The organism is Novosphingobium sp. 1529 (genome assembly GCF_040544855.1).
In the GTDB taxonomy this organism is placed as follows: domain Bacteria; phylum Pseudomonadota; class Alphaproteobacteria; order Sphingomonadales; family Sphingomonadaceae; genus Novosphingobium; species Novosphingobium capsulatum.
This window is the reverse complement of record NZ_JBEPKW010000001.1, coordinates 505,235-530,509: the sequence shown is the minus strand read 5'-3', so window position 1 is coordinate 530,509 and position 25,275 is coordinate 505,235. Positions and strand designations below refer to the sequence as shown.

Genomic DNA, 25,275 nt, shown 5'->3' with positions numbered 1-25,275 from the left:
ATAGACATGCTTGGCCGCATCGCCGCGTTCGAAATCCGCTATCAGTTGCGCAGCCCGGTGTTCTGGGTAGTGTTCGCGCTGTTCTTCCTCCTCGCGTTTGGCGCCATGGCCTCGAGCCAGATCTCGATCGGCGGCACGCCCGACAATGCCTGGCAAAACGGCACGCTGTCCCTGGCGATGACCCAGGGTGTGATGACCATCTTTGCGCTGTTTTCCACCACGGCATTCGTCGCCAACGTGATCGTGCGCGATGATGACAGCGGCTTTGGCCCGCTGGTGCGGGCAACCTCGGTGCGCAAGGGCGATTACCTGTTCGGCCGCTTTGCCGGGGCCTATCTCGTCTCGCTGCTGGTCTTTGCCGCGGTGCCGCTGGGCAGCTTCGTCGGTTCGCTGATGCCCTGGCTCGATCCCGAAACGATCGGGCCCAACCGGCTCGGCACCTATCTGCGCCCCTTCGTGCTGGTGGCGATGCCCACGCTGTTGTGGAGTGCGGCGTTTTTCTTTGCCGTGGCCACGCTCACCCGCTCGATGATGGCAACCTATGTGGCGGTGGTGGCCAGCCTGCTGGTCTGGGGCGTGACGCGCGGCATCCTCTCCAGCCATCCCGATCTGCGCACGCTGGCGGCGCTCACCGATCCGTTCGGCGTTGTCGGCATCGCGCTCGAAACCCGCTATTGGACGCTGGCGGAAATCAACGCGCAGCCTTTTCCGTTTTCCGCGCTGATGATGGAAAACCGCGCCATCTGGCTCGCTGTCACGGTTGCAGCGCTGGCGCTGGCATGGTGGCGTTTCAGCTTTGCTACCCCGGCGGCGAGCAAGCGCCAGTTGCGGCGCGAAGCACGGCGCGCGCGCAAGCTTGCCGCTGCCACGCCCAACCGGGTAAGCCGGCTGCCCGATCCTGACCAGGCCCGCGCGCAATGGCCGCGCCTGATCGCGCGCATCACGTTCGAGGCGCGGATGATCCTGCGCAGCCCGGCGTTCCTGGTGCTGGTGGCCGTGGGCGCGATCAACGCGCTGGCGGCCTTGAGCTTCAGCGACAGCATGTATGGCAGCAAGAGCTATCCTGCCACGTTCCTGCAGATCATGGCGCTGCGCAGCGCGTTCACGCTGGGGCCGATCGTGATCGCCGGGTTCTATGCCGGCGAACTGGTCTGGCGTGATCGTGAGCGGCGGATCAGCGCGATCATCGATGCCAGCGCCTTGCCCAGCTGGGCCTTGCTGCTGCCCAAGGTGCTGGCGCTGGTGCTGGTGCTGTTCATCACCGTGGCGCTGGGCACGCTGGTGGGCATTGGCGTGCAACTGGCCAATGGCTTTACCGCGATCGCCCTGGGGCAATATCTGTGGTGGTACCTGGTGCCGACCACGGCCGATATGGTGTTGCTGGCCGGTCTGGCCGTGTTCCTTCAGGTGGTTTCGCCCAGCAAGTATGTCGGTTGGGGCTTGCTGCTGGTGTGGTTCGTGTTCGGCATCGTCGCCTCGGCGATGCATTGGGACCACCCGCTGTACCAATATGCCTCTAGCGTGCCCAATCCGCTGACCGACATCAACGGCGCGCGGGTGGGCTGGGCCACCAACTGGTGGCTGCGGCTCTATTCGGGGCTGCTGCTGGTGGCACTGATGGCGGCGGCGCACCTGCTGTGGCCGCGTGGTGCCAACGATGGCGTCGGCGCACGCAGCCGCCAGGCGCTGCGCCGGCTGCGCAGCCCAGCCGGCGGCCTGATCCTGGCCGCGCTGGCCGGCATGGCGGCAACCGGCGCCTGGCTCTATTATCAGATGGACGTGCGCAACCATTACGAAAACGGCGCGCAGCAGGAGATCGACGCGGCCAACCTCGAAAAGCTCTATGCCCGCTATGAATATGCGCCCGAGCCGAGCGTCACGCATATCGCGCTCAAGGTCCGCATCGATCCGGCCACGCTGCGGATGGATGCAGAGGGCACCTATGACCTGGTCAACAGCACCGGCGCGCCGCTGTCCACCGTGCACCTGATGCTGCCGCAGCACGATCGCGATGTCCTGGCGCTGACGATCGATGGCGCGCGGGTGAGCCATGACGATGATCGGCACCAGGTGCGCTTCTTCACGTTCGACCGCCCACTGGCGCCGGGCGCCACCACGCGGCTGCATTTCCGCGTGCGGCGCTGGCAGCAGGGTATCAACCCGCTGGGCGATGACACGCGCCTGCTGGCCAATGGCACGTTCCTCGATTCCAGCGAGATCGCGCCGACGATCGGCATCCAGCGCGCCGCCATGTTGAGCGATCCGGTCAAGCGCCGCGAACACGGGCTGCCGGCAGAGCACCGCATGCCCAAGCTGGAAGACCAGGGCGCGCGGCGGTTCAACTACATCGCCAACGCCAGCTGGGTGACGAGCGACATCACCGTCACCACCGCCGCCGACCAGGTGCCGCTGGCGCCGGGCGACAAGGTGGCCGATGCGGTGGCAGGCGGGCAGCGCACCGCGCGCTTTGTCTCGCGTGTGCCGATCCTCAACTTCTGGTCGATCCAGTCGGCCCGCTATGCGATCGACACCCGCGATGCCGATGGCGTGCAGGTCTCGATCTATTATGACCCGCACCACGCCTATAACGTCGCGCGCCTGCAACGCGCCGCCAGTGTGGCGCTGGGCTATTACCGCCGCAATTTTGGCCCCTATCAGTTCGGTTATGCCCGCATCGTCGAATTCCCCGGCTATGCCAGCTTTGCCCAGGCCTTTGCCGGCACGATGCCGTTTTCGGAATCGATCGGGTTCCTGGGTGATTTCAGCGATCCCGACAAGATCGACTACGCCACCTATGTCGCCGCGCACGAGTTGTCGCATCAGTACTGGGCCCACCAGGAAATCAGCGCGGAAATGCAGGGCGGGACAATGATGGTTGAAACGCTGGCGCAATATTCGGCGCTGATGGTGATGAAGCAGCTTTACGGGCCGGACAAGATCCGCCGCTTCCTGCGCTATGAACTCGATCGCTACCTTTCCTCGCGCGGGCGGGAAGCGGTGGAGGAAGTGCCGCTGGCCCGCGTGGAAGACCAGCCCTATATCCACTATCGCAAGGGCGCGGTCGCGCTCTACCTGCTGCAGGATCGCCTCGGCGAGGCGCGGGTCAATGCCATGCTGCGCCAGATATTGGCGCGCTATCGCTTTCAGGGGCCGCCTTATTCCACCTCGATGGATCTGGTGCGCGGCTTCCACGCGCTGGCGCGGACGCCGCAGGAACATGCGCTGGTGCGTGATCTTCTGGAAACCATCACGGTGTGGGATTTCAAGGCGGACAGCGCGAAAACCCAGCGCCGCGCCGATGGCACCTGGCAGACTACGCTGACGCTCAGCGCCAGCATGGCACGCGACGATGGCAAGGGCACCAGCACCCCTGTGCCACTCGATCAGGATGTCGACATTGGCCTGTTCACCGCGCAGCCGGGCGAGGGCGCCTTTGGCAAGGCCGATGTCATCACCATGGAGCGGCATCGCCTGCACGACGGCACCAGCAGGATTGTGCTGACCAGCCGCCGCAAGCCGGCCTATGCCGGGGTTGATCCCTACAACACGTTCATCGACCGCAAGAGCGATGACAATGTCATCGCCGTCACGGGCGGCTGATGATCACCTGTCGTCCCATGCCGCGCTTGCTGGCGCGGCGTGGGGCGCCACTGCTTCACAGCCCGTCGCATCGCCTTTGCTGCTTCATCGCGCGTTCAGCCCGATTGCGGAGATTTCCCGCGCAAACAAGCACAAGGAGCGATATCCATGCCAGGATTTCCCAAGTTTGTGATCGGTGCCGCAGCGTTGAGCGTAGCTGGTGCCTGCGCCGCCCAGGCTGCAACCAATGATCTGCACACGATGCTGGTGAACCTGCCCGATGGCACGGTGGCGCAGGTACAGTACCACGGCGCTGTCGCGCCGCGCATCGCGATCCAGCCGGTGGCCGCGATGGACGCTGGCGTTGATCCGGCTGCCGACGAGCAGGCCTTGATGGCGGCCGATCCCTTTGCCCACATGGCGCTGGTTTCGGCGATGCTCGATCAGCAGGCCGCCGCGATGATGCAGCAAGCCGCGCTGATGCAGCGCGCTGCCATGGCCCAGGGCACTGCCGCGCCGGCAGACGGCATGCCGGGCATGACGGTGGCGGGCATGACCAACCTGCCCAAGGGTGTGCACATGACTTATGTGTCGAGCACGACCGACGCTTCGGGCTGCACCCGCACGGTATCGTACAGCTCTGAAGGCGGCGCGCAGGCGGCCCCGCGCGTAACCCAGGCGGCGTCCGACAGTTGCAGCGCGGTGAAGCCCAATAGCCAGGCGATTCCCGCCAAGGCTGAGGCACCGGCCGTTCCCGCGCCCGCTGTCGGCCAGAAGGTCTGATCTGCTGCCAACTGACGCACGGCGTGGAACGATGGCCGCACGCAGGCGTTAAAGCCCTTGAATTTCCCCAGATCGAAAGGGCGCCCCGTGATTGGCAAGATCGTTTCCGCCGTGGTCGGCAAGAAGATTGCAGAGCGCACCGCCGGGATGAGCGAAGGCAGCGGTGCTCTGCTTGGCGTGGCTGCTGCCACCGTGCTGCGGCGCCTGGGCCCTGTGGGCTTTGTCGCGGCAGCAACCGGTGGTCTGCTGGCCAAGCGCTACATGGCCAAGCGCCAGGCGCGCCGCGCTCCCGCCGTTTAATGTGATACCCAAGCAAGCCCCCGTTCCGGCATCGGAACGGGGGTTTCGCTTTAATTGAACGTACCCGTTTCATTTTTGGCGTCTGCTGCCGGGCGAAGCCGTTTGCTGCTTTGTCCGGGCGACCGCGCGCGCCTGCCGCCGGTAAAAGGACTATGACCATGACCAAGCCCCCCAAGTCTTCGCCCGCGCAGAGCAATGCGCTGCATGATCATCAGCCCGGCGCCGGAAACGCAGGATACGAAACCCGCGCTGGCAGTGGCGGGGAAACCCATCAGGATGCAGCGGCGGGTGCCCCGGCCGATGGCTATCTGACCGACAACTTCGGCCATCGCCTGGCCGACAACCAGAACAGCCTCAAGGCCGGCGCACGCGGCCCGGCGCTGCTGGAAGACTTCATCCTGCGCGAAAAGATCTTCCACTTCGATCACGAGCGCATCCCCGAGCGCATCGTTCACGCGCGTGGATCGGGTGCGCACGGCGTGTTTGAAGTGACCCGTGCAATCCCCGAACTGACCAAGGCCGGGTTGTTCCAGGAAAAGGGCAAGACCTGCCCGGTGTTCGTGCGGTTTTCGACCGTGGCGGGTGGGGCCGGCTCGGTCGATACCCCGCGCGACGTGCGCGGCTTTGCCGTCAAGTTCTACACCGACGAAGGCAACTGGGATCTGGTTGGCAACAACATCCCGGTGTTCTTCATCCAGGATGCGATCAAGTTTCCCGACCTGATCCACTCGGTGAAGATGGAGGCCGATCGCGGCTATCCCCAGGCGGCGAGCGCGCATGACACGTTCTGGGATTTCGTCGGCCTGATGCCGGAATCCATGCACATGATCATGTGGGCGATGAGCGATCGCGCCATTCCGCGCACACTGCGCACGATGGAAGGGTTCGGCGTCCACACCTTCCGCCTGGTTGATGCCAAGGGCAAGGGCCGCTTCGTCAAGTTCCACTGGAAGCCGGTGCAGGGCCTGGAATCGCTGATCTGGGACGAAGCGGTCAAGATCGCCGGTGCCGATCCCGATTTCCACCGTCGTGACCTGTATGAAGCGATCGACAGCGGCGCCTATCCCGCCTGGGATCTGGGCGTGCAGGTGTTTGACGAGGAATGGGCGGCGAAGCAGCCCTATGACGTGCTCGACGCGACCAAGCTGGTGCCCGAAGAAGACGTGCCGGTGGAAATTGTTGGCCGCATGACTCTGAACCGCAATGTCGACAATTTCTTTGCCGAGACCGAGCAGGTGGCATTCCTGCCCACCAACGTTTTGCCTGGCATCGATTTTTCCAACGATCCGCTGCTCCAGGGCCGCCTGTTTTCCTACCTCGACACCCAGAAATCGCGCCTGGGCACGACCAATTTCCACCAGATCCCGATCAACGCGCCCAAGTGCCCGTTCCACAACATGCAGCGTGATGGCCTGATGCAGACGCTGGTGCCCACCGGCCGCGCCAATTACGAGCCCAACTCGCTGAATGAAGCGGGCGAAGCCAGCGGACCGCGGGCCGATCCGGATAGCGGGTTCACCTCGTTCCGGGAAAACGGCGAGCGCAACGATCCCACCGAAAAGCTGCGCGTGCGGCCCGAGCTTTTCGCCGATCACTATAGCCAAGCTGCGCTGTTCTTCCATTCGCAGACCGAAAGCGAGCAGGCGCATATCGCCTCAGCCCTCGTATTCGAACTGTCGAAGGTGAGCCTGGAGCACATCCGCAAGCGTGTGCTGTCGCGCCTGCGCAATGTGGACGAGGAACTGGCCAGCCGCGTGGCCAAGGGCCTGGCGATGGACCTGCCGGAAAAGGCACCCGCCGCGCGCGCGCCGACGGCGATGAAGCCGTCAGATGCGCTGTCGATCCAGAAGCAGGCCCGCAAGACCTTCGAAGGCCGCAAGGTGGGCATCCTGTTTGCGGACGGATCGGACAAGGCGGCGATCGACACGCTCAAGACGGACATTGAGGGTGCCGGCGGATCGGTATTCCTGGTGGCGCCGAAGGTGGGCGGCATTGCCGTCAAGGGTGGCACGCTCAAGGCCGATGGGCAGCTTGATGGTTCACCCTCGATCATGTTCGATGCCGTCGCCTCGGTCCTGATGCCCGAAGCGGCAGCCGAACTGGCGCGCCAGGGCGCGGCGGTGCAATGGTTCATGGACGCCTATGGCCATTGCAAGACGATTGCCCACTGCCCCGGCACCCAAGTGATCCTGGACAAGGCCGGTGTGGAAAAGGACGATGGCGTGGTGCCCAACGAAGACCTGATCAAGGTGGGGCCGGTGCGCCATTTTGCCCGCGAGCCAAAGGTCCGCGCCCTGGCTTGATCCCGCAAGCGGTAAAAGAGTGAAACGTTACCATCACCCTGGATCAAATCCGGGGTGATGGCCGTTGTGATTTCTTGAATTTTCATTGTGCCGCCGACCCTTTAGACAGGATGAGCCGATCATGACTGAGCCCCAGACCCCGGAAGCCAAGGCACAAGCGATCGAGGTGCCCGAAGCAGCCGGGGGATGGGGATCGCTGGAAGGGATTGCCGCCACCGAACTGTCGCAGCGGGCGGGCCCCGGCGCGCTGGAAACACTGGCGCATCTCAACAAGCCGGATGGCACGGCCTGCACCTCGTGCGCGTGGATCAAGCCGCCGACGCCGGCCAAGTTCGAGTTCTGCGAAAACGGCGCGAAGGCAACGCTATGGGACCTGACCAGCGCGCGCTGCACGCCCGAATTCTTTGAACAGCACACCGTCCGTTCGCTGTGGGGCCTGAGCGCCAATGAGCTTGAGCGCGAGGGCCGCCTGACCGAACCACTGCGCTATGATCCCGCGAGCGACCGCTACCTGCGCGCCAGCTGGGCAGAAGCCTTTGCCGCGATCGGCGCGCGGCTGCGCCAGATCGATCCTGCGGCGATGACGTTCTACGCCAGCGGCAAGGCGGCGCTCGAGCCGAGCTATCTCTACGCCGCATTCGCGCGCATGCTCGGGCACAACAACCTGCCCGACAGTTCCAACATGTGCCACGAGACCACCTCGGTCGGCCTCAAGAAGGTGATCGGATCGCCGGTGGGCACGTGCCAGCTGGAAGACCTGGAGCAGTGCGACGCGATCTTTTACTTGGGCCAAAATCCCGGCACCAATTCGCCGCGCATCCTCCATCCGCTGCAACAGGCGGTGAAGCGCGGCTGCAAGATCGTGACGTTCAACCCGCTCAAGGAAGCGGGGCTGGTCGAATTCGTCAATCCGCAAAGCCCGCTGGACATGCTGACGGGCAAGGCGACGCGGCTGAGCCATCTTTACCTGCAGGTGCGCCCTGGCGGCGATATCGCCGCGCTGATGGGCGTGTGCAAGCATGTGCTGGCGCGTGCCGAGCGGGAAGCGGGTTTGCTCGATCAAGGGTTTATCGACGCACATTGCCATGGTTTCGAGGCGTTCCGCGCCAAGCTCGATGCCACGGGATGGGACGCGCTGGAAGCCGCGAGCGGCGTGACCCGCGCCGAGATGGAAGCAGCCGGCGATGTCTATGCCGATGCCAAGGCGGTGATCGGTATCTATGGCATGGGGCTGACCCAGCAGGTGCACGGCAGCGAGGCGATCGGCATGCTGGTCAACCTGCTCCTGCTGCGCGGCAACATCGGGCGGCCGGGCGCAGGCTGCTCGCCCATTCGCGGCCATTCCAACGTGCAGGGCCAGCGCACCGTGGGCATTACCGAAAAGGTGGCCCTGGCGCCGGTGGAAACCTATCGCACCGCGCTGGGGCTGGAAACCCCGCCGCAGGATGGGCACAACACGGCCAAGTTCCTGGAAGCGCTGCAGGCCGGCAAGAACCGCGCCTATGTTGGATTGGGCGGCAACCTGGCCATGGCCGTGCCCGATCACGGCCAAATCCATGCCGCCTGGCGCGAGATGGACCTGACAGTGCACATCGCCACCCGGCTCAACCACACGCACCTGTTGCCGGGCAAGGAAAGCTGGATCCTGCCCTGCCTGGTCCGCTCGGAAGAGGATATCCAGGACAGCGGCAACCAGTTCGTCAGCATCGAGGACAGTTTCAGCCACATCTATAGCTCGATGGGCAAGCGCAAGCCGGCAAGCGAGCACCTGCTGAGCGAGACGGCGATCATCTGCGAACTGGCCAAGGCCAGCCTGCCGGAAAACCCGCGCTGGCAGTGGGATGCATGGCGCGGCGATTATGCGCGCATTCGCGATCTGATCGCGCGGACCTATCCCAAGGAGTTCTTCGACATGGACCGGCGCATGCATCAGCCCGGCGGGTTTTTCCGCGGCAACGATGCCCGCCGCCGGGTCTGGCATACCCAAAGCGGGCGGGCCGAGTTTACCGACCCCAGCGTACTCAACGCCGGCCCGCAGCATGAGGCAGACGATACGCTGCGCCTGGTCACGCTGCGGTCGAACGACCAGTTCAACACCACGGTCTATGGCATGAACGACCGGCTGCGCGGGCTTTCGGGAGAGCGCACGATCGCGTTGATGGCGCCGCAGGAAATCGCCCGGCTGGGCCTCGCCGAAGGGCAGCGCATCACCCTGGTGACGGCCGCCGATCCGGCCACGCGCCGTGCGGTGGGCGGGCTCAAGGTCGTGCCCTATGACCTGCCGGCGGGCACGGTGGCCGGCTATTTCCCCGAACTCAATGCCCTGGTGCCGCTGTCGCTGCGCGAAAAGCTGTCGGACACGCCGGCGTCCAAGGGTGTGCCGGTCAGGATCGAGGCCTGACCGGCCGCATTCCGGCCGCCGTCAGGCGGCCGGTTGGGATGCCGGCGCCTCGGCATGCGCCACGGGGCAGCCTTGCTGTGCTGCCACCCGGAAATCAGCCGAATGCCGATAGGCGCGCCGGCGCGCGCGGTTGATGCCGCCGAGCGGACGGTGCGCCTCCAGCCCGTTCCACGGCGAAAAGTGCAGGGTTTTATCGATCCGCTGCACTTTGTCGGCGCTCCAGCTGTCCTGCGGTTCCACCCGCAGCGTTGCCACCTGGACGAAGGGGGAAACGTCTTCGGGCCATTCCACGCTGGCATCTTCGACCGGCTGGCGATCGAGATCGCGCAGCAACTGCACTTCGAACGCCCATTCGCCGGTCAAGGTGGCGGCATCCTCGCGGATGGTTTCGCGCAGCCCATCGGGGCGGCCGCTGGTGTCGATTACTTTGCCAGACAGCGCAGTGAGCGCGGGCGAGAGCGGGCGCAGGCGGAACTTGGCAACGTGATCGCCATAGCGGAACGGGGTGGTGGAGAAATAGGTTTCGCCCAGCGGGTGAACCTGCGGCGCGCCACCCATGGCGGCAAGGGCGCTTGATTCCAGGCCAACCTTGCCCAGCGCACTGTTGATGAAGCCCAGCACCGTTGACAGCGCCACCTTGGCACCAGGCGCGCGATCAGTTGTGGCGGCCAGCAGTTTGAGCTTGCCGGCAAACTGATCGGCCCGCGCCGTCGCGAACACCGGGCCGTTGACGAACAGGAAGTCCTGCGCGTCCCCTTCCGCGGTTGGCAGGTAGGCCCCCGGCACCCCTTCCACTTTCAGTGCTAGGCCACGGGGCAGCACGACATTGTCATCCAGGATATCACCCGGATTGGTGGAGATGCGCAGCGCCGCGTCATAACGGCCTGCCTGGGCAAACAGCCCCTGGGCAAGCTCGGGCGGCAGGTTGGCATCGACGGTGAACGTGCCTTCGAACAGGCCGTGCGCCTTGGCATGAACCGCGCGCACCGGCCGGCCATAGTCCTGCGCCGTGGTTTCGAGGATATGATCGAACGACTTTTCCAACGAGGCGTCGGTTTCCGCTTCGTTGTCTTCGATCTGTTCGAGGTCAGCAGAGTAGGCGATGGGGGGATTGGTCATCGACGGTATTCCTTTCAAAGCGCAGTGTCTGCGCCGGAAGCGAACGGATCGGGCAGGGCGGGCAGGATCTTGTCGAGCGTGAGCGGGAAGCTGCGCACGCGCACGCCGCAGGCGTTGTAAACCGCGTTGGCAATGGCGCCGGCTGCGCCGCAAATGCCCAATTCGCCCACGCCCTTGGCCTGGAGCGGGCTGGCTGCGGCATCGCGTTCTTCCAGCAGGATCACCTCGATTGCCGGCACGTCGGCATGCACCGGCACGTGATATTCGGCCAGGTCATGGTTGACGAGGTGCCCGTCGCGGGTATCGAACGCCAGCTCCTCTGTCAGCGCGCTGCCGATGCCCCAGACCATGCCACCCAGGCATTGCGAGCGCGCGGTCTTGGCATTGAGCACGCGGCCAAAGCCAAACGCGCCGGTCATCCGCCGCACGCGCACCTCGCCGGTGAAGGCATGGACCGCCACCTCGGCAAAAAACGCGCCATAGCTGGCCTGCGAGAATGACTTTGCGGTCTTGCCCGGCTTGATCGTGCCGGTTTCCGCGATGTCTTCGCCGTTCAGCAGATCGCGCAGCGGGCGCGCCGGCGCGTCGCCGCCGCTGGCCATGCCGTCTTTCAGAACCAGCGCATCGGCGTCGCAACCCAGCGCCTTGGCCAGCTTGGCGCGGATCGCCTCGCAGGCATACATCACGGCCGAACCGGTGGAGATGGCGCCGAAGCTGCCGCCTGAACCGGCACCAGCGGGGTGCACGGTGTCGCCCAGCTTCACGTCAACGCGCGCCATCGGCAGGCCCAGCATTTCGCCGGCGATCTGGCCGAGGATGGCATAGGAACCGGTGCCGATATCGGTCTGGTCTGATTCCACCACCGCGCTGCCATCTGCCTTGAGTGTGACCTGGGCCTTGGCCGGAACCATCATGTTGACGCGCGCGGCGCTCGCCACGCCCATGCCGATCCACCAATCGCCGTCCCGCGTCTGGCAGGGGCTGTCCCGGCGCGCGCTCCACCCGAACGCGTCGGCCCCCTGTTCCAGCGCCTGTGTCAACATGCGCGACGAATAGGGCGTGCCGGCCACCGGAACTTCGGCCGGCAGATTGCGCTTGCGCAGTTCGATCGGATCAATGCCGATCTTCTCGGCCAGTTCGTCCATCGCCGCTTCGAGCACTTGCATGCCCACCGCTTCACCCGGCGCGCGCACCGATCCGGCGGTCATGCGACTGATCCGCGCCACTTCCACCTTTAGCAGGCGGTTTTCGCCGCCATAAAGGAACTCGGTTGCCTGGGTGACCGGCTCGGCAAACTTTTCCCCGGGCAGGTTGGATACCAGTGCTTCATGCCCCAGGCCGATCAACCGGCCGGCGGGATCGGCCGCCAGGCGCACACGCTGCCGCGTTTCGGAGCGGCGCATCACGGTCTGGAACACCTGTTGCCGGCTCATCACCACGCGCACCGGGCGGCCCAATTCACGCGCGGCCAGCGCGGCCGCGACCGCTTCATGGGTGATGCCCAGCTTGGAGCCGAAACCGCCACCAACATAGGGTGCGATGATCCGCACCTTGTCGGCCGAGAGGCCCAGGCAGTCGGCAATTTCCTTCACGTTGTAGGACAGCATCTGATAGCTGCCGTGCAGGATCAGGCTGTCGCCCTGCCATTGCGCGATCGTGGCGTGGGGCTCCATCGCGGCGCTGGCGTGGCCGGGGGTGTCGTATTCCACGTCGACGGAAAAGGCCGCGTCCTGCATTGCCTGGTCAAGGTCACCGCCCTCAACCGGCTTGCTGCTGGATGGCGCTTCCACCTTCACACCCGGCGCGGCCGGATCGAACGGCACGGGATCGCCGTCGGCGTCGGTATAGTCGATCGGCAGGGCCAGGGCAGCGTCGCGCGCCTGCTCAAAGGTTTGGGCCACCACCAGCGCCACGGGCTGGCCAAAGTATTCGACCTTCGCCGCATCCTGTTGCGGCGCCTTCGCCGCCATGCCCTGCGCCGGGCGCCGCGTCATCGCCGGATCGGCGATTACCGCAATCACGCCCTCGCGCGCGAGCACGGCGTCGCGGTCGATCCTGCTGACCTGGCCCTGGGAAATGCTGGCCAAGACCAGCACGCCTTCGACGCAGCCATCGATGCGCCATTCGGCGGCATAGGTCGCCGTGCCGCTGACCTTGAGCGGCCCTTCGGGACGATCGAGCGGCTGGCCGATCACGCCTTGACGCATATGGTCGAGCAGGTTGCGTTCGTCGGGCTGGTTATACATGTCTGACAGGGGGAGGTGCATGGTGTTCAACCCTTCGTCGCTTGGGCCAGCGTCGCGGCCAGGGCCCGCGCGGCAAGGGGGATCTTGAAATCGTTGGCGCCAAACCCGCGCGCCTGGCGCAGCAGGATTTCGGCCGCCTGGTCGAACAGCGCGGGCGAGGGCTTCTCCCCGATCAGCGCCGCTTCCACGGCGCTGTCACGCCACGGCACGGTGCCCAGGCTGCCAAAAGCCAGCGCGCAGCGCGCAATGCGGCCTTCGTCCATGGTCACGTCTGCCGCCACGGACAAGAGGGCAAAGGCATAGGACGCGCGGTCGCGCACCTTGCGATAGACTTGGATTCCGCCGGTCGGCGCGGGCAGGCGCACTGCCGTGATCAGCTCGCCGGGCTGCAGCACGTTGTCGCGCGTCGGGTCATCGCCCGGCTCGCGGTGGAACATCGCCAGCGGAATCTGGCGGGGGCCGAACGGGCCTTCGGTCAGGACCACGGCGTCAAGCGCGAGCAAGGCCACGGCCATGTCGCCGGGATAGGTGGCGATGCATGCATCGCTGGTGCCGAGCACGGCATGGATGCGGTTGAAACCGTCGCGCGCGGCGCAGCCGCTGCCGGGCGCGCGCTTGTTGCAGGCCTGCGTGGTATCATAGAAATAGCCGCAACGGGTACGCTGGCACAGGTTGCCGCCGGTGGTCGCGCGGTTGCGCAGCTGCGGGCTGGCGCCGGCCAGGATCGCCTGGGCCAGCAGTGGCCAATCCTGGCGCACGCGCATGTCTGCCGCACAATCGGCGTTGGTGACCAGCGCGCCGATGCGCAGGCCCGTGCCATCGGGCACAATGCTGTCGAGCCCGGTGCGGCGGATCGAGACGAGGCGCTCGGGCGTCGCCACCTGCAGCTTCATCAGATCAACCAGGTTGGTGCCGCCGGCAATCGCCGTCGCGCCCTGGCCCATGGCGCTGAGCGCGGCCGCTGCGTTTGCGGCATGATCGAGAGTGAAGGGCTTCATGCCAGCGCCTCCGCCCCGATGACTTCTTCCAGCGCGGCGATGATGTTGGAATAGGCACCGCAGCGGCAGAGGTTGCCGCTCATCCGCTCGCGCAGTTCTTCGGCGGTGGGGATGGGTCGGGCGGCCACATCGGCGCTGACCGCGCTGGGCCAGCCCTGGGCCAGTTCGGCCATCAGCGCTTTGGCCGAACAGATCTGGCCGGGCGTGCAATAGCCGCACTGATAGCCATCATGCGATACGAACGCCTTCTGCAGCGGGGCAAGCGCGTCGGGCGTGCCGATGCCCTCGATCGTTTCGATGCTGTCGCCGTCATGCAGCGCGGCCAGCGAAAGACAGGAATTGATGCGCTTGCCATCGACCAGCACGGTGCAAGCGCCGCACTGGCCATGATCACAGCCCTTCTTGGTGCCGGTCAGGCCCAGGTCGTGGCGCAGCCAATCGAGGAGAGTGCGGCGGGGGTCTTGGGGCAGCGTCTGCGGCTGGCCGTTGACGTGCGCGGTTGGCAAAGTGGGGGCCATGGCCGGAAGCGGTCCTCGTCTTGGGGGAGAATGTGCGGTTCGAACGCGCAACAGGCGGCAACGATCCTGCACCGGGCAGAAAGGGCAGCGGCAGCCGCGCGCGCAGGGCTTGCCGCGCGCGGCGTGGCGTGTGAGGGAAATTCCCATCATGACCAACCCGATCCTGGCCACCGACAGCTACAAGCACAGCCACTTTCGCCAATATCCACCCGAAGCGCGGGTGATCAGCGCCTATGTGGAGGCGCGGGCCGGTGGGGCGAGCGACGTGGTCCTGTTCCTGGGGCTGCAACCCTATCTGATCGATTACCTGGGCCGCGCGGTGACCGGGGCGGATATCGACGAGGCCGAGGCCGTATGCGCCGCGCACGGCGTGCCGTTCAACCGCGCTGGCTGGCAGGCGATCGTGGATGACCACGGCGGCCACCTGCCGCTGGAAATCCGCGCCTTGCCCGAAGGCAGCGTGGTGCCGGCGGGCGTGCCGCTGGTGCAGGTGGAAAATACCGATCCGCGCATGCCCTGGCTCACCACCTTTGTCGAAACCGCGCTGCTGCGGGCGGTTTGGTATCCCAGCACCGTCGCCACGATGAGCTGGCAATGCCGCCAGGTGATCCGCGCCGGGCTGGAGCGAACGAGCGAGGACGTTGACGGGCAATTGCCGTTCAAGCTCCACGATTTTGGCGCGCGCGGGGTGAGCAGCGGGGAAAGCGCCGGGCTGGGCGGCCTGGCGCACCTCGTCAACTTCCAGGGCACCGACACGATGGAAGGGCTGCTCGCCGCGCGCCGCTATTACGGGGCAGACATGGCCGGCTTTTCCATTCCGGCGGCTGAACACAGCACGATGACCAGCTGGGGCGAAGCGCGCGAGGCAGATGCCTATCGCACCATGCTGGACGCATTCGATGGCCCTGGGCGGCTGGTTGCCGTGGTATCCGACAGCTATGACCTGGACGCGGCAGTGCAAGACATCTGGGGCAGCACGCTGCGCGACCATGTTCTGGCCCGCCAGGGTACGCTGGTAGTGCGCCCCGACAGCGGCGATCCGATCGAAACCCCGCTGCGCACGATTGCCAAGCTATGGGATGCCTTTGGCGGCACGACCAACGCCAAGGGCTTTCGCGTGCTCGACCCCCATGTGCGGGTGATCCAGGGCGACGGCATGACCGCCGAAACCATCGGCCGGTTGATCGAGCGGCTGATCGCGGCAGGCTTTGCCATCGACAATATCGCCTTTGGCATGGGCGCCGGCCTGTTGCAGAAGGTCAACCGCGATACGCTGCGCTTTGCCATGAAAGCCAATGCCATGCTTGATGCGCACGGCGTGTGGCATGACGTGTTCAAGCATCCTGCCACCGATCCCGCCAAGGCCAGCAAGGCCGGGCGCCAGGCGGTGGTGCTGCGCGATGGCGCGATGGTCGCCGCGCGGCGCGATGCGGTGGCGCCCGGTGATGACCTGTTGGTGCCGGTGTGGCGCAATGGCGAAATGCTGGTGCGGCATACATTCGACGCCGTGCGCGCGCGGGCCAAGGCAGGATTGGGTGGGTAGCCGCTCATGCAAAAGATCAAGCGGGACCCCGGACTTGATCCGGGGACCAGCTATTCCGTTTGAAATAAGCAAGCGCATGCGGGCGCGTGGAACTCGCTCGTACGGTTTTGGAGCTTAGCGGTCAATTTCCGGTGCTGAAGCGCGACGACGGGCTCGCACTGGATGAATTACATAAAGGATTATGACAAGCAAGTTGGCTAGTCGCAGGGTCATTTCGAGCGGCTTTCCTACCGCGGATCGAACGACAAAGTGCATTGGGAAAAGAAATTGCCCGATGAACACGGCGCAGAGTGAAATGCCAATCGCAAATCTTGTGCTGCGCTTCCAAGAAAACCTGACGGAAAAATACAGAATCGCGAATAAAATGAATTGCGACATTGCGCCGAAGATATCGGTCATAACGTTTTTCCTGCGGCTGGAGAACCTATCCTAGCGCAGTTTGCAATCCACGCAACTGGCCGCATCCCAGCGCTCAAACGCCGCTCCATCGCTCACACGCTGATCGGCGCCGGCGCGAAGCCTTCGGTGCCGAAGACGCGCAGATAGCGGGCGATTTCGGCTGGATCGCCGGTGGCCTTGGCGGGGTTGTCCGATAGTTTGACTGCGGGGCGGCCATTGGCGCTGGTGACCTTGCAGACCAGCGAGATCGGTTCGAGCGCGGTATCGCCATCGGGGGCGCAGCCGCGGAAATCGTTGGTGAGATTGGTGCCCCAGCCAAAGCTCATCCGCACGCGGCCGTGGAAGTGGCGATAGGTCTGCTCGATCGTGTCCACGTCCATCCCGTCGGAAAAGATCAGCAGGCGCTGGCGCGGATCGACGCCGTGCGCCTGCCACCAGGCGATGATCTGCTCGCCAGCGGGAATGGGCGGCGCGCTGTCGGGGCGAAAGCCGGTCCAGCCGGCCAGCCAATCGGGCGCGTGGCGCAGGAACGCGGTGGTGCCAAAGGCATCGGGCAGGGCGATCAGCAGGTTACCGTTGTAATGCTGGCGCCATTCTTCCAGCACGCGATAGGGCGCGCGGGCGAGATCGGCATCGCTTTGCGCCAATGCCGCAGCAACCATCGGGAGTTCATGGGCATTGGTGCCGATCGCCTCGAGATCGGCGTCCATCGCCAGGAGCACGTTGGACGTGCCGATGAAGCGCTCGCCCAGGCCTTCTTTCAGCGCCTCGACGCACCAGCGTTGCCACAGGAAACCATGGCGCCGCCGCGTGCCGAAATCGGAAAGGACCAGATCGGGCAGGGTGCGCAGCCGCTCCACCTTGTTCCACAGCTTGGCCTTGGCGCGGGCATAGGTCACATCGAGCGCGAACTTGCCCTTGTCGCGCAGTGCCGCGCGCGAGCGCAGTTCGTTGATGATCGTCAGGGCGGGGATTTCCCACATCGTGGTGTGGGTCCACGGGCCGGCGAAATGCAGTTCGAACTGCCCATCGTGCCGGCGCAATTCGTATTCGGGCAGATGGAAATCAGCCAGCCATGCCAGAAAATCGGGGCCGAACATCTGCTGGCGGCCATAGAAGCTGTTGCCGGCCAGCCAGATCAGCTCTTTCTTGGTAAACCGCACGGTGCGCGCGTGATCGAGCTGCGCGCGCAGTTCCGCCTCGTCGATCACATCGGCCAGGCGCACGCTGGTGGTGCGGTTGATCAGCGAAAAGGTGGTGGCCACATCCGGGTGCACATGCCGGATCATCTGCAGCATCAGCAGCTTGTAGAAATCGGTATCGAGCAGGCTGCGCACGATCGGATCGAGCCGGAAATTGTGATCGTAAGTGCGCCGGGCAATGTCGGTAAACGTCATGCCCTGTCCATACGCCATTGTTCGCGCATGGGAAGATGCGCCTGCCCACCATGCTGTGCGGGCAGGCGCGGAACGTGGTCAGCTAAAGGTCTGGCGCGGCAGGCCCAGCGGGTTGGTGGCCTGCAGCGCGGCGGGCAGCAGCGCATCGGGCAGCGCCTGGTAGCAGACCGGGCGCAGGAAGCGGTGGATCGCCATGGCGCCAACCGAGGTGGTGCGCCCGTCGCTGGTGGCGGGGAACGGACCACCATGGACCATGGTGCGGCTCACTTCCACGCCGGTGGGCCAGCCGTTGGCCAGGATGCGGCCTACCTTGCGTTCCAGCACCGGGATGAGCGGGGCGGCCAGGGCATGGTCCGCCTCATCCAGGTGCAGCGTGGCGGTCAGCTGACCTTCCAGCGCTTCGAGCAGTTGGGCGGTCTGCTCGGTGCTTTGCGCACGGACCACCAGCGACGACGGGCCGAACACTTCCTCGGTCAACACGGGATTGGCGAGCAGGTGGGCGGCATCGACAGTGAGCAGGCGCGCGGCGCCCTGTTGCGCGTCGCCATCGCTGCCGGCGGCCACCACAGTCACGCCCTCGCTGCCGGAAAGCGTGGCGATCCCCTTGGCATAGGCCGCCGCGATCGCGCCGGTCAGCATGACCTGCGGTGCAACGCCGGCCAGCGCCTGCGCGGCCGAGGCGAGGAAGCGATCCAGATCGGGGCTGTCGAGCGCGATGACCAGGCCCGGATTGGTGCAGAACTGCCCGGCAAACAGGCTGAGCGAGCCGACATAGGCCTTGCCCAGGTCTTCGGCGCGGGCGGCCAGCGCGGCGGGGAACAGCAGGACCGGATTGATCGACGACATTTCGGCATAGACCGGGATCGGCTCGGGCCGCGCGGCCGCCACGGCCATCAGCGCCAGGCCACCCCGGCGCGAACCGGTAAAGCCCACCGCCTTGATGGCCGGATCGGCCACCAACGCGGTGCCGATGTCGTTGCCCGGCCCCTGGACCAGGCTGAACACACCGCCGGGCAGGCCGCACTGGGCCACGGCCTCGGCAATGGCTTCGCCGGCCAGACGCGAGGTGCCGGGGTGGGCCGGGTGTGCCTTGACCACCACCGGGCAGCCGGCGGCGAGGGCAGAGGCGGTGTCGCCACCGGCAACGCTGAACGCCAGCGGGAAGTTGGATGCGCCGAACACCGCCACGGGGCCAAGCGCAATGGCGCGCGAGGCCAGCGCCGGGCGGGGAAGGGGCTGGCGATCGGGCAGGGCCGGCTCGATCATCGCGCCAGCCCAGGTGCCTTCGCGCACGACCGTGGCAAACAGCCGCAGCTGGCCGGTGGTGCGGCCCAGTTCGCCGGCCAGGCGGCCCTGCGGCAGGCCGGATTCCAGCATGGCGCGGGCGATGATTGCCTCGGCGCGGGCCTCCAGCGCGGTGGCAATCGCTTCCAGGAATACAGCGCGCGCGGCTGGCGTGGTTTCGCGATAGGTATCGAATGCCGCGCCCGCCAGCGCACAGGCCTGCGCGATATCGGCCAGCGGCGTCACGGCAAAATCGCCGTCCAGCGACTGGCCGGTGGCGGCGGCCATGCCGGTGAAGGTTTCGCTGCTGGTGCGGTCTTCGCCGCCGATCAGATAGGCACCGTTCATGGGCGCAAGTTCCTTTGCCGTTGTGCGCAGCACGCCGCGCGGTCTGGCCAAGGCAAATAGGGTGTTCAGTTTGGTTGCGCTACCATCAATATTGCCCGTGGGTGAGAAAGGCCGTGATCCGTGCTTCCTCGTCGGCGATATCCAGGCCGCGCTGTGCCAGCCAGGTATCGTTGAAGCAGGTGGAGGCATAGCGTTCACCGGAATCGCACAGCAGCGTGACGATCGAGCCATGCTGGCCGGCACGGGCCATGTCGCTCGCCAGCCGCGCGCAGGCGATCAGGTTGGTGCCGGTCGATCCACCCACGCGGCGGCCAAGATGGCGCGACAGCGCACGCGCCGCCGCGATCGAGGCGGCGTCTTCGACCACTTCCATCCGGTCGATCACATTGGGCACGAACGAGGGTTCCACGCGCGGGCGACCAATCCCCTCGATCACGCTGCAGGCGCCATCCTTGCGCACGATCGCGCGATCGTGCCAGTGGCGGTGAAATACCGAATGGGCAGGATCGGCCACGCAGATGCGCGTAGCGTGGCGGTGATAGCGCACGAAGCGACCCAACGTGGCCGAGGTGCCGCCCGTGCCGGCACCACACACGATCCAGGTGGGGATCGGCGCCGGCTCGCGGGCCATCTGGGCAAAGATGCTTTCGGCGATGTTGTTGTTGCCGCGCCAGTCCGTCGCGCGTTCGGCAAAGGTGAACTGGTCCATGTAATGGCCACAGCGCTCATCGGCCAGGCGCTGCGCCTCGCCATAGACGGCGGTGGGGTCGGCCACCTTGTGGCACTGGCCGCCCAGTGCCTCGATCGCGGCGATCTTCTCGGCGGCGGTGGTGGCGGGGATCACTGCAACGAACGGCAGGCCCAGCATGCGCGCGAAATAGGCTTCCGATACGGCGGTGGAGCCGGAGGACGCCTCGACTACGGTCGTGCCTTCGCCGATCCAGCCGCTGCACAGGGCATGCAGGAATAGCGAGCGGGCCAGCCGGTGTTTGAGGCTGCCGGTCGGGTGGCTGCTTTCATCCTTGAGGTAAATGGCAACGCCGGGCAGCGCGGGCAGATCGAGCGGGATCAGGTGGGTATCGGCGCTGCGGGCATAGTCCGCCTCGATCCTGGCGATCGCCCAATCGGCCCAGCGGCGCGGCGCCTTGTCCATTCCGACCGTTGCCATCTGCCGTGCGTGCATTGCAAAAACCCCCTGCTCTATATCCGGGCGCAGCATAGCAGCGGGGACAGGGCAGGGGGTTGCAAAGATTGCGGCGCATTGGCGTGCGTGTGCAATCCAGATGCACGATCGTGAAATTTGGCGTACCTCCCTTGCAAGGGAGGTGCTGCCCGATCATTTCGGTTCGACGTGGCCGCCAAAGCCATAGCGCATGGCCGACAAGACCTTGTCGCCAAATGTGGTTTCCATGCGGCTGCGATAGCGGGCAAACAGTGCGGCCGAGAGCACGTAGGCCGGCACCGCTTCTTCCATCGCGGCTTCGACCGTCCAGCGGCCTTCGCCCGAATCCGCCACGTTGCCCGAAAACTGGTCGAGCGCATGGTCGCGCGCGAGGGCGTCTGCCGTCAGATCAAGCAGCCAGGAGGCGACCACGCTGCCGCGCCGCCAGGTTTCGGCGATATCGGGAAGGTTCAGGTCAAAGCGTTCGTCTTCGGGCAGCTTGTCCGAAGCCTTGGCCTTGAGGATGTCGAACCCTTCGGCAAAGGCGGCCATCATGCCGTATTCGATGCCGTTATGGACCATCTTGACGAAATGGCCCGCGCCAGCTGGCCCGGCGTGGAGATACCCCTTTTCCGGGCGCGGATCGGCATCGTCGCCACGGCCTGCCGTGCGCTCGATCGTACCCATGCCCGGGGCCAGCGATTCCAGGATCGGGTCGATCGCGGCGACGGCCTCGGCCGGGCCACCGACCATCATGCTGAAGCCGCGGTCAAAGCCCCAGACCCCGCCAGACGTGCCGACGTCGACATAGGCGATGTCCTTTTCCGCCAACACCTTGGCGCGGCGGATATCGTCCTTGTAGAACGAATTGCCGCCGTCGATCAGGATGTCGCCAGGGGCGGCAAGATCGGCCAGCTGGGCGATGGTGGTTTCGGTGATCTCGCCAGCGGGCAGCATGACCCAGAACACCTTCTGGCCCTCGAACTTGGTGGCGGCATCCTCCAACGAGGTAGCGGCAATCGCGCCGTGCTCGGCCAAGGCCGCGACAGCCTCCTTGGCCACGTCGAACGCAACGATTTCATGGCCGGCGCGCATCAGGCGGCGGGCAATCCCGGCGCCCATGCGGCCCAGGCCGATGATGGCAACACGCATGCAAGCAATCTCCTGTCGAACTTTTCAATCCGGCCGCGAGCCAGCGCCGGTTCCTGGACGGCTCAGCGGCTTTTCGCGATGGCCTCGTGCGCCAGCTTGACGACGTTGTCACGCGTGAAGCCGAACTTTTCCTGAAGTTTGGCGAGCGGGGCCGAGGCGCCGAAGGTGGACATGGTGACCATCGCACCGTCCATGCCGACATAGCGATCCCACCCCAGCGAGCCGGCTTGTTCCACCACCACGCGGGCGCGCACCGCACGCGGAAGCACGCTTTCGCGCCAGGCGGCATCCTGTTTTTCAAAGCGATACCAGCTGGGCATGGAGACCACACGGGCGCGCACGCCCTCATCGCACAGGCTGCGCCAGGCCTCTACCGCCAGCGGCAGTTCGGAACCCGTGCCGATCAGGATGACCTCGGGATCGGCATCGCCGGCGCCGGGGCAATCAGCGAGGACATAGGCGCCGCGCGCCACGCCCTCTGCGCTGGTCAGTTCTTCCCGATCGAGCGTGGGGATCGCTTGGCGCGAGAGAATCAGCGCAGTGGGGGTGTGCGTGCTTTCCAGCGCCAGGCGCCAGGCCACGGCCACTTCGTTGGCATCGCCCGGGCGAATGGTATCGAGGCCGGGAATGGCGCGCAGCGTGGCCAGGTGCTCGATCGGCTGGTGCGTGGGGCCATCCTCGCCCACGCCGATGGAATCGTGCGTGAAGACAAACACCGTGGGCACTTCCATGATCGCGGCAAGGCGAATGGGCGCGCGCATATAGTCGGCAAAGACCAGGAACGTGGCGGTGTAGGGCCGCAGGTATGACAGCGCCATGCCGTTGGCGATCGCGCCCATGGCATGTTCGCGCACGCCGAAATGCAGGTTGCGGCCAGCGCGATCTTCGGGAGAGAACGAGGGCGCGCCCGTGATCTCGGTCTTGGTGGAGGGTGACAGATCCGCCGCGCCGCCGATCAGCGCGGGCACATGCGGCGCCAGGGCATTGAGCACTTTGCCACCCGCCTCGCGCGAGGCCATGCCCTTGGCATCTGCGGGGAAGCTGGGCAGCGCATCCTGCCAGCCTTCGGGCAGGCGTCCGCCGCGTAGCAGGTCCAGCTCCTTGGCCAGGGCGGGATAGACCGCGCGATAGCGTTCGACCATCCCCTCCCACGCCTCGCGCAAGGGTCGGCCACGCGCGTCGATCGCGCCGGAAAACGCTTCCTTCACGCCATCGGGCACGTAGAACGCCTTGTCCTGAGGCCAGCCATAAGCGGCCTTGGTGGCGCGCACGCCGTCTTCGCCCAGCGGTTCGCCATGGGCCTTGGCGCTGCCGGCGCGGGGGCTGCCCCAACCGATCACCGAGCGGACGATGATCAGCGTCGGGCGGTCGGTGGTTTCGCGAAAACGTGCGAACGCCGCGTGCAGGGCGGGCAGATCGTTGGCATCATCGACATGCAGCACCTGCCACCCGTAGGCGGCAAAGCGGGCGCCGACATCCTCGGTAAAGGCGATCTGGGTCGACCCTTCGATCGAGATGGTGTTGCTGTCATAGATCCAGCACAGGTTTGAGAGGCGCAGATGCCCGGCGAGCGATGCCGCTTCGCCCGAAACCCCCTCCATCATGTCGCCATCGCCGCACAGGGCATAGACGTTGTGATCGAACAGCGGGAATTCATCGCGGTTGAAATGCGCGGCCAGGCTCTGTTCGGCCATCGCCATGCCAACAGAATTGGCCACGCCCTGGCCCAGCGGGCCGGTGGTGGTCTCCACCCCGGTGGTCATGCGGTATTCGGGGTGGCCAGGGGTCTTGCTGTCCAACTGGCGGAACTGCTCGATATCGGCCAGGCTGACGGCGGGCTTGCCGGTCTTGGCGCCATCGGCGTCGATCTCTTCCACGCCGGCCAGATGCAGTACGGCATAGAGCAGCATCGAGGCGTGGCCAACCGACAGCACGAAGCGATCGCGGTTGGGCCAATCGGGGCAGGCCGGATCGGTGCGCAGCACATCGCGCCACAGGGCATAGGCCACCGGCGCTAGCGCCATCGGCGTGCCGGGATGGCCCGAATTGGCCTTTTGCACGGCGTCCATCGCCAGGGTGCGGATCGTGTCGATCGCCAGGCGATCGTCGTGCGACTGCATGTCGGCCGCCGGGGGGTGAAAGGTTGGGGCGCTGTCTGTCATCAAAGGATGTCCCGATAGGGCGGCCTGCGGCGCGCGGGGTATGAGGCAAGCAACGACCAAGGGCGTGCCCGGTTTCGCGGGCGTGGTGGGCCAACTGTGTTTTTTGCCTTTTTGTGCAGGAGCCTGTGCCGCGCTGCGGCGTTTGTTGCGGCATGGCGCTTGCCGACAAGAAGGATGCCGTGATGCCCCCTGCCGATCGACCCAACGACAGCCTGAGCGATGAAGATGCCTTGCGCGCGCGGGTTGATGCGGCGGTGCTGCCGCCGCCGATCGTTGGGTTCTGGCAGCGTGCGCATGTCCAGCTAAAACCCGATGCCACGCGCACCGTGCTGCGGCCGTTTGATCTGGCCTATCCCGAAGGCTTTGGCAAAGAGCCGGGTGACCGCGTGCGCGCCATCGTTGATCGCATTGCCGGGCTTGACGATGACGCGGTGACCCAGGCGCTGGCCTATATGAAGGAGCTGCTTGACGCCCGGCATCGCGACGTGCTGGCAACGCTGGAGCGGCGGGTGAGCGAGATCACCGCCATCGCCCCGCAGACCGCGCAACTGGGCATCGGTCAGCGCCTGCTGGTGGGCGGCATGTTCCTCCAGGAATATGCGTTCGAGGCGGCGGCCCTGTTCAACCCCACGATCGTGCCGGCCCCCGATCAGAGCGACGCGCCGCCCGGCGGCATGCGCTTTATCTGCGCGCTGCGTGGCATTGGGGAGGGGCACGTATCCTCGATCACCTTCCGCACCGGCTGCTGGGATGGCACTGCCGGGGTGACGATCGATCCGCCAGCGCCACTGGCCGCCTCGCCACGCATTGATGCGCAGGACGAAGACGGCACCGCACTGCGCCTGCATTTCGATAGCGCGCAAGACGTGTCGGAAGCCGTGCTCTTTCCGATGACGGCGGCGCAGGCGCGCGGGCTGGAAGACCTGCGCCTGGTGCAGTTCAGGCAGGACGATGGCACGGCCTGCTATCACGGTACGTTCACCGCGTTTGACGGGGTGACCGGGCGCACGCAGATGCTCTCGACCAGCGATTTTCGCCGGTTCGACATCCGCACCCTGACCGGACGCGTGGCGTTGAACAAGGGCATGGCGCTGTTCCCCCGCCAGGTGGGCGGGCGCTATGCCATGATCGGGCGGCAGGACAACGAAAACATCTGGCTGATGCGATCAGACAGCCTGTGGCACTGGGACGAGGCGGAGCGGATCGTCTGCCCGCGCCATGTCTGGGAATTCGTGCAGATGGGCAATTGCGGCCCGCCGATCGAGATCGACGAGGGCTGGCTGCTGATGACTCATGGTGTGGGGCCGGTACGCAACTACACCATCGGCGCGGTGCTGCTCGATCGTGATGACCCATCGCGCGTGCTGGGCCGGGCGCGGCTGCCGCTGCTGCGCCCTGGCCCGGAACAGCGCGACGGCTATGTGCCCAACGTGGTCTATAGCTGCGGCAGCCTGGTGCTCGGCCGCCGCCTGCTGGTGCCCTATGGCATTGCCGACAACTTCGCGAGCTTTGTCAGTTGCGATCTCGATCCACTGCTGGTGGAGATGGATTGACCTATATCGTATTGCGATATAAATGCCG

General features: G+C 65.8%; 17 protein-coding genes. 7 read left to right on the top strand and 10 right to left on the bottom strand.

Annotation, left to right across the window (positions count from 1 at the left end; genetic code table 11):
- Window positions 1–6: 6 nt before the first annotated feature.
- The 5 genes from ABIC78_RS02375 to ABIC78_RS02355 all read left to right on the top strand — a co-directional run bounded on the left by ABIC78_RS02375 (window position 7) and on the right by ABIC78_RS02355 (window position 9,366).
- Window positions 7–3,600, top strand: a complete 3,594-nt coding sequence (locus ABIC78_RS02375) for an aminopeptidase (RefSeq protein ID WP_354487599.1) — start codon at window positions 7–9, stop codon at window positions 3,598–3,600.
- Between the two features lie 147 nt (window positions 3,601–3,747).
- On the top strand, window positions 3,748–4,362 hold the full coding sequence (locus tag ABIC78_RS02370; protein WP_354487597.1) for a hypothetical protein: 615 nt from the start codon (window positions 3,748–3,750) through the stop codon (window positions 4,360–4,362).
- An 87-nt stretch (window positions 4,363–4,449) separates the two neighbouring features.
- On the top strand, window positions 4,450–4,662 hold the full coding sequence (locus tag ABIC78_RS02365) for a hypothetical protein (protein WP_354487595.1): 213 nt from the start codon (window positions 4,450–4,452) through the stop codon (window positions 4,660–4,662).
- A gap of 158 nt (window positions 4,663–4,820) precedes the next feature.
- Complete coding sequence (locus ABIC78_RS02360; protein WP_354487593.1) at window positions 4,821–6,965, top strand: catalase; 2,145 nt, start codon at window positions 4,821–4,823, stop codon at window positions 6,963–6,965.
- Window positions 6,966–7,086: 121 nt separating this feature from the next.
- Window positions 7,087–9,366, top strand: coding sequence for an FdhF/YdeP family oxidoreductase (locus tag ABIC78_RS02355; RefSeq protein ID WP_354487591.1), 2,280 nt, complete (start codon window positions 7,087–7,089; stop codon window positions 9,364–9,366).
- A gap of 21 nt (window positions 9,367–9,387) precedes the next feature.
- Here ABIC78_RS02355 and ABIC78_RS02350 read toward each other — a convergent pair whose 3' ends face one another.
- From ABIC78_RS02350 to ABIC78_RS02335, 4 genes are read right to left on the bottom strand one after another with little or no spacing between them, the layout of a single operon-like run.
- Complete coding sequence (locus ABIC78_RS02350; RefSeq protein ID WP_354487589.1) at window positions 9,388–10,485, bottom strand: catalase family protein; 1,098 nt, start codon at window positions 10,483–10,485, stop codon at window positions 9,388–9,390.
- 14 nt (window positions 10,486–10,499) lie between these two features.
- Window positions 10,500–12,752 carry a molybdopterin cofactor-binding domain-containing protein gene (locus ABIC78_RS02345; protein ID WP_354487587.1) on the bottom strand — a complete coding sequence of 751 codons (2,253 nt, stop codon included), beginning with the start codon at window positions 12,750–12,752 and terminating at the stop codon, window positions 10,500–10,502.
- Window positions 12,753–12,757: 5 nt separating this feature from the next.
- Entirely contained in the window at window positions 12,758–13,729 is a 972-nt protein-coding gene (locus ABIC78_RS02340) for an FAD binding domain-containing protein (RefSeq protein ID WP_054130376.1), read from the bottom strand.
- Window positions 13,726–14,247, bottom strand: coding sequence for a 2Fe-2S iron-sulfur cluster-binding protein (locus tag ABIC78_RS02335; protein ID WP_054130375.1), 522 nt, complete (start codon window positions 14,245–14,247; stop codon window positions 13,726–13,728). Before ABIC78_RS02335 ends, ABIC78_RS02340 begins: the two co-directional genes overlap by 4 nt.
- A gap of 148 nt (window positions 14,248–14,395) precedes the next feature.
- On the opposite strand from ABIC78_RS02335, the gene ABIC78_RS02330 reads away from it, so the two are divergent.
- Complete coding sequence (locus ABIC78_RS02330) at window positions 14,396–15,790, top strand: nicotinate phosphoribosyltransferase (protein ID WP_054130374.1); 1,395 nt, start codon at window positions 14,396–14,398, stop codon at window positions 15,788–15,790.
- A gap of 114 nt (window positions 15,791–15,904) precedes the next feature.
- On the opposite strand, the gene ABIC78_RS02325 is transcribed toward ABIC78_RS02330, so the two are convergent.
- The 6 genes from ABIC78_RS02325 to tkt all read right to left on the bottom strand — a co-directional run bounded on the left by ABIC78_RS02325 (window position 15,905) and on the right by tkt (window position 23,694).
- Window positions 15,905–16,189 carry a hypothetical protein gene (locus ABIC78_RS02325; RefSeq protein ID WP_133726790.1) on the bottom strand — a complete coding sequence of 95 codons (285 nt, stop codon included), beginning with the start codon at window positions 16,187–16,189 and terminating at the stop codon, window positions 15,905–15,907.
- 92 nt (window positions 16,190–16,281) lie between these two features.
- On the bottom strand, window positions 16,282–17,586 hold the full coding sequence (gene pncB / locus ABIC78_RS02320; protein WP_054130373.1) for a nicotinate phosphoribosyltransferase: 1,305 nt from the start codon (window positions 17,584–17,586) through the stop codon (window positions 16,282–16,284).
- Between the two features lie 78 nt (window positions 17,587–17,664).
- Window positions 17,665–19,218: an aldehyde dehydrogenase (NADP(+)) gene (locus ABIC78_RS02315; RefSeq protein ID WP_374709427.1), complete on the bottom strand. Its 1,554-nt coding sequence runs from the start codon at window positions 19,216–19,218 to the stop codon at window positions 17,665–17,667.
- 85 nt (window positions 19,219–19,303) lie between these two features.
- The gene (locus ABIC78_RS02310) at window positions 19,304–20,386 is read right to left on the bottom strand and encodes a PLP-dependent cysteine synthase family protein (protein ID WP_354487583.1); all 1,083 of its coding nucleotides are present in this window, start codon (window positions 20,384–20,386) and stop codon (window positions 19,304–19,306) included.
- A 168-nt stretch (window positions 20,387–20,554) separates the two neighbouring features.
- Window positions 20,555–21,541 (bottom strand): phosphogluconate dehydrogenase (NAD(+)-dependent, decarboxylating), encoded by a 987-nt coding sequence (gene gnd / locus ABIC78_RS02305; RefSeq protein ID WP_502915634.1) that lies wholly within the window; start codon window positions 21,539–21,541, stop codon window positions 20,555–20,557.
- 53 nt (window positions 21,542–21,594) lie between these two features.
- Window positions 21,595–23,694: a transketolase gene (gene tkt / locus ABIC78_RS02300; protein WP_354487579.1), complete on the bottom strand. Its 2,100-nt coding sequence runs from the start codon at window positions 23,692–23,694 to the stop codon at window positions 21,595–21,597.
- Between the two features lie 152 nt (window positions 23,695–23,846).
- Here tkt and ABIC78_RS02295 point away from each other — a divergent pair, with 152 nt between their 5' ends.
- Window positions 23,847–25,247, top strand: coding sequence for a glycoside hydrolase family 130 protein (locus ABIC78_RS02295; protein ID WP_354487578.1), 1,401 nt, complete (start codon window positions 23,847–23,849; stop codon window positions 25,245–25,247).
- Window positions 25,248–25,275 lie beyond the last annotated feature (28 nt).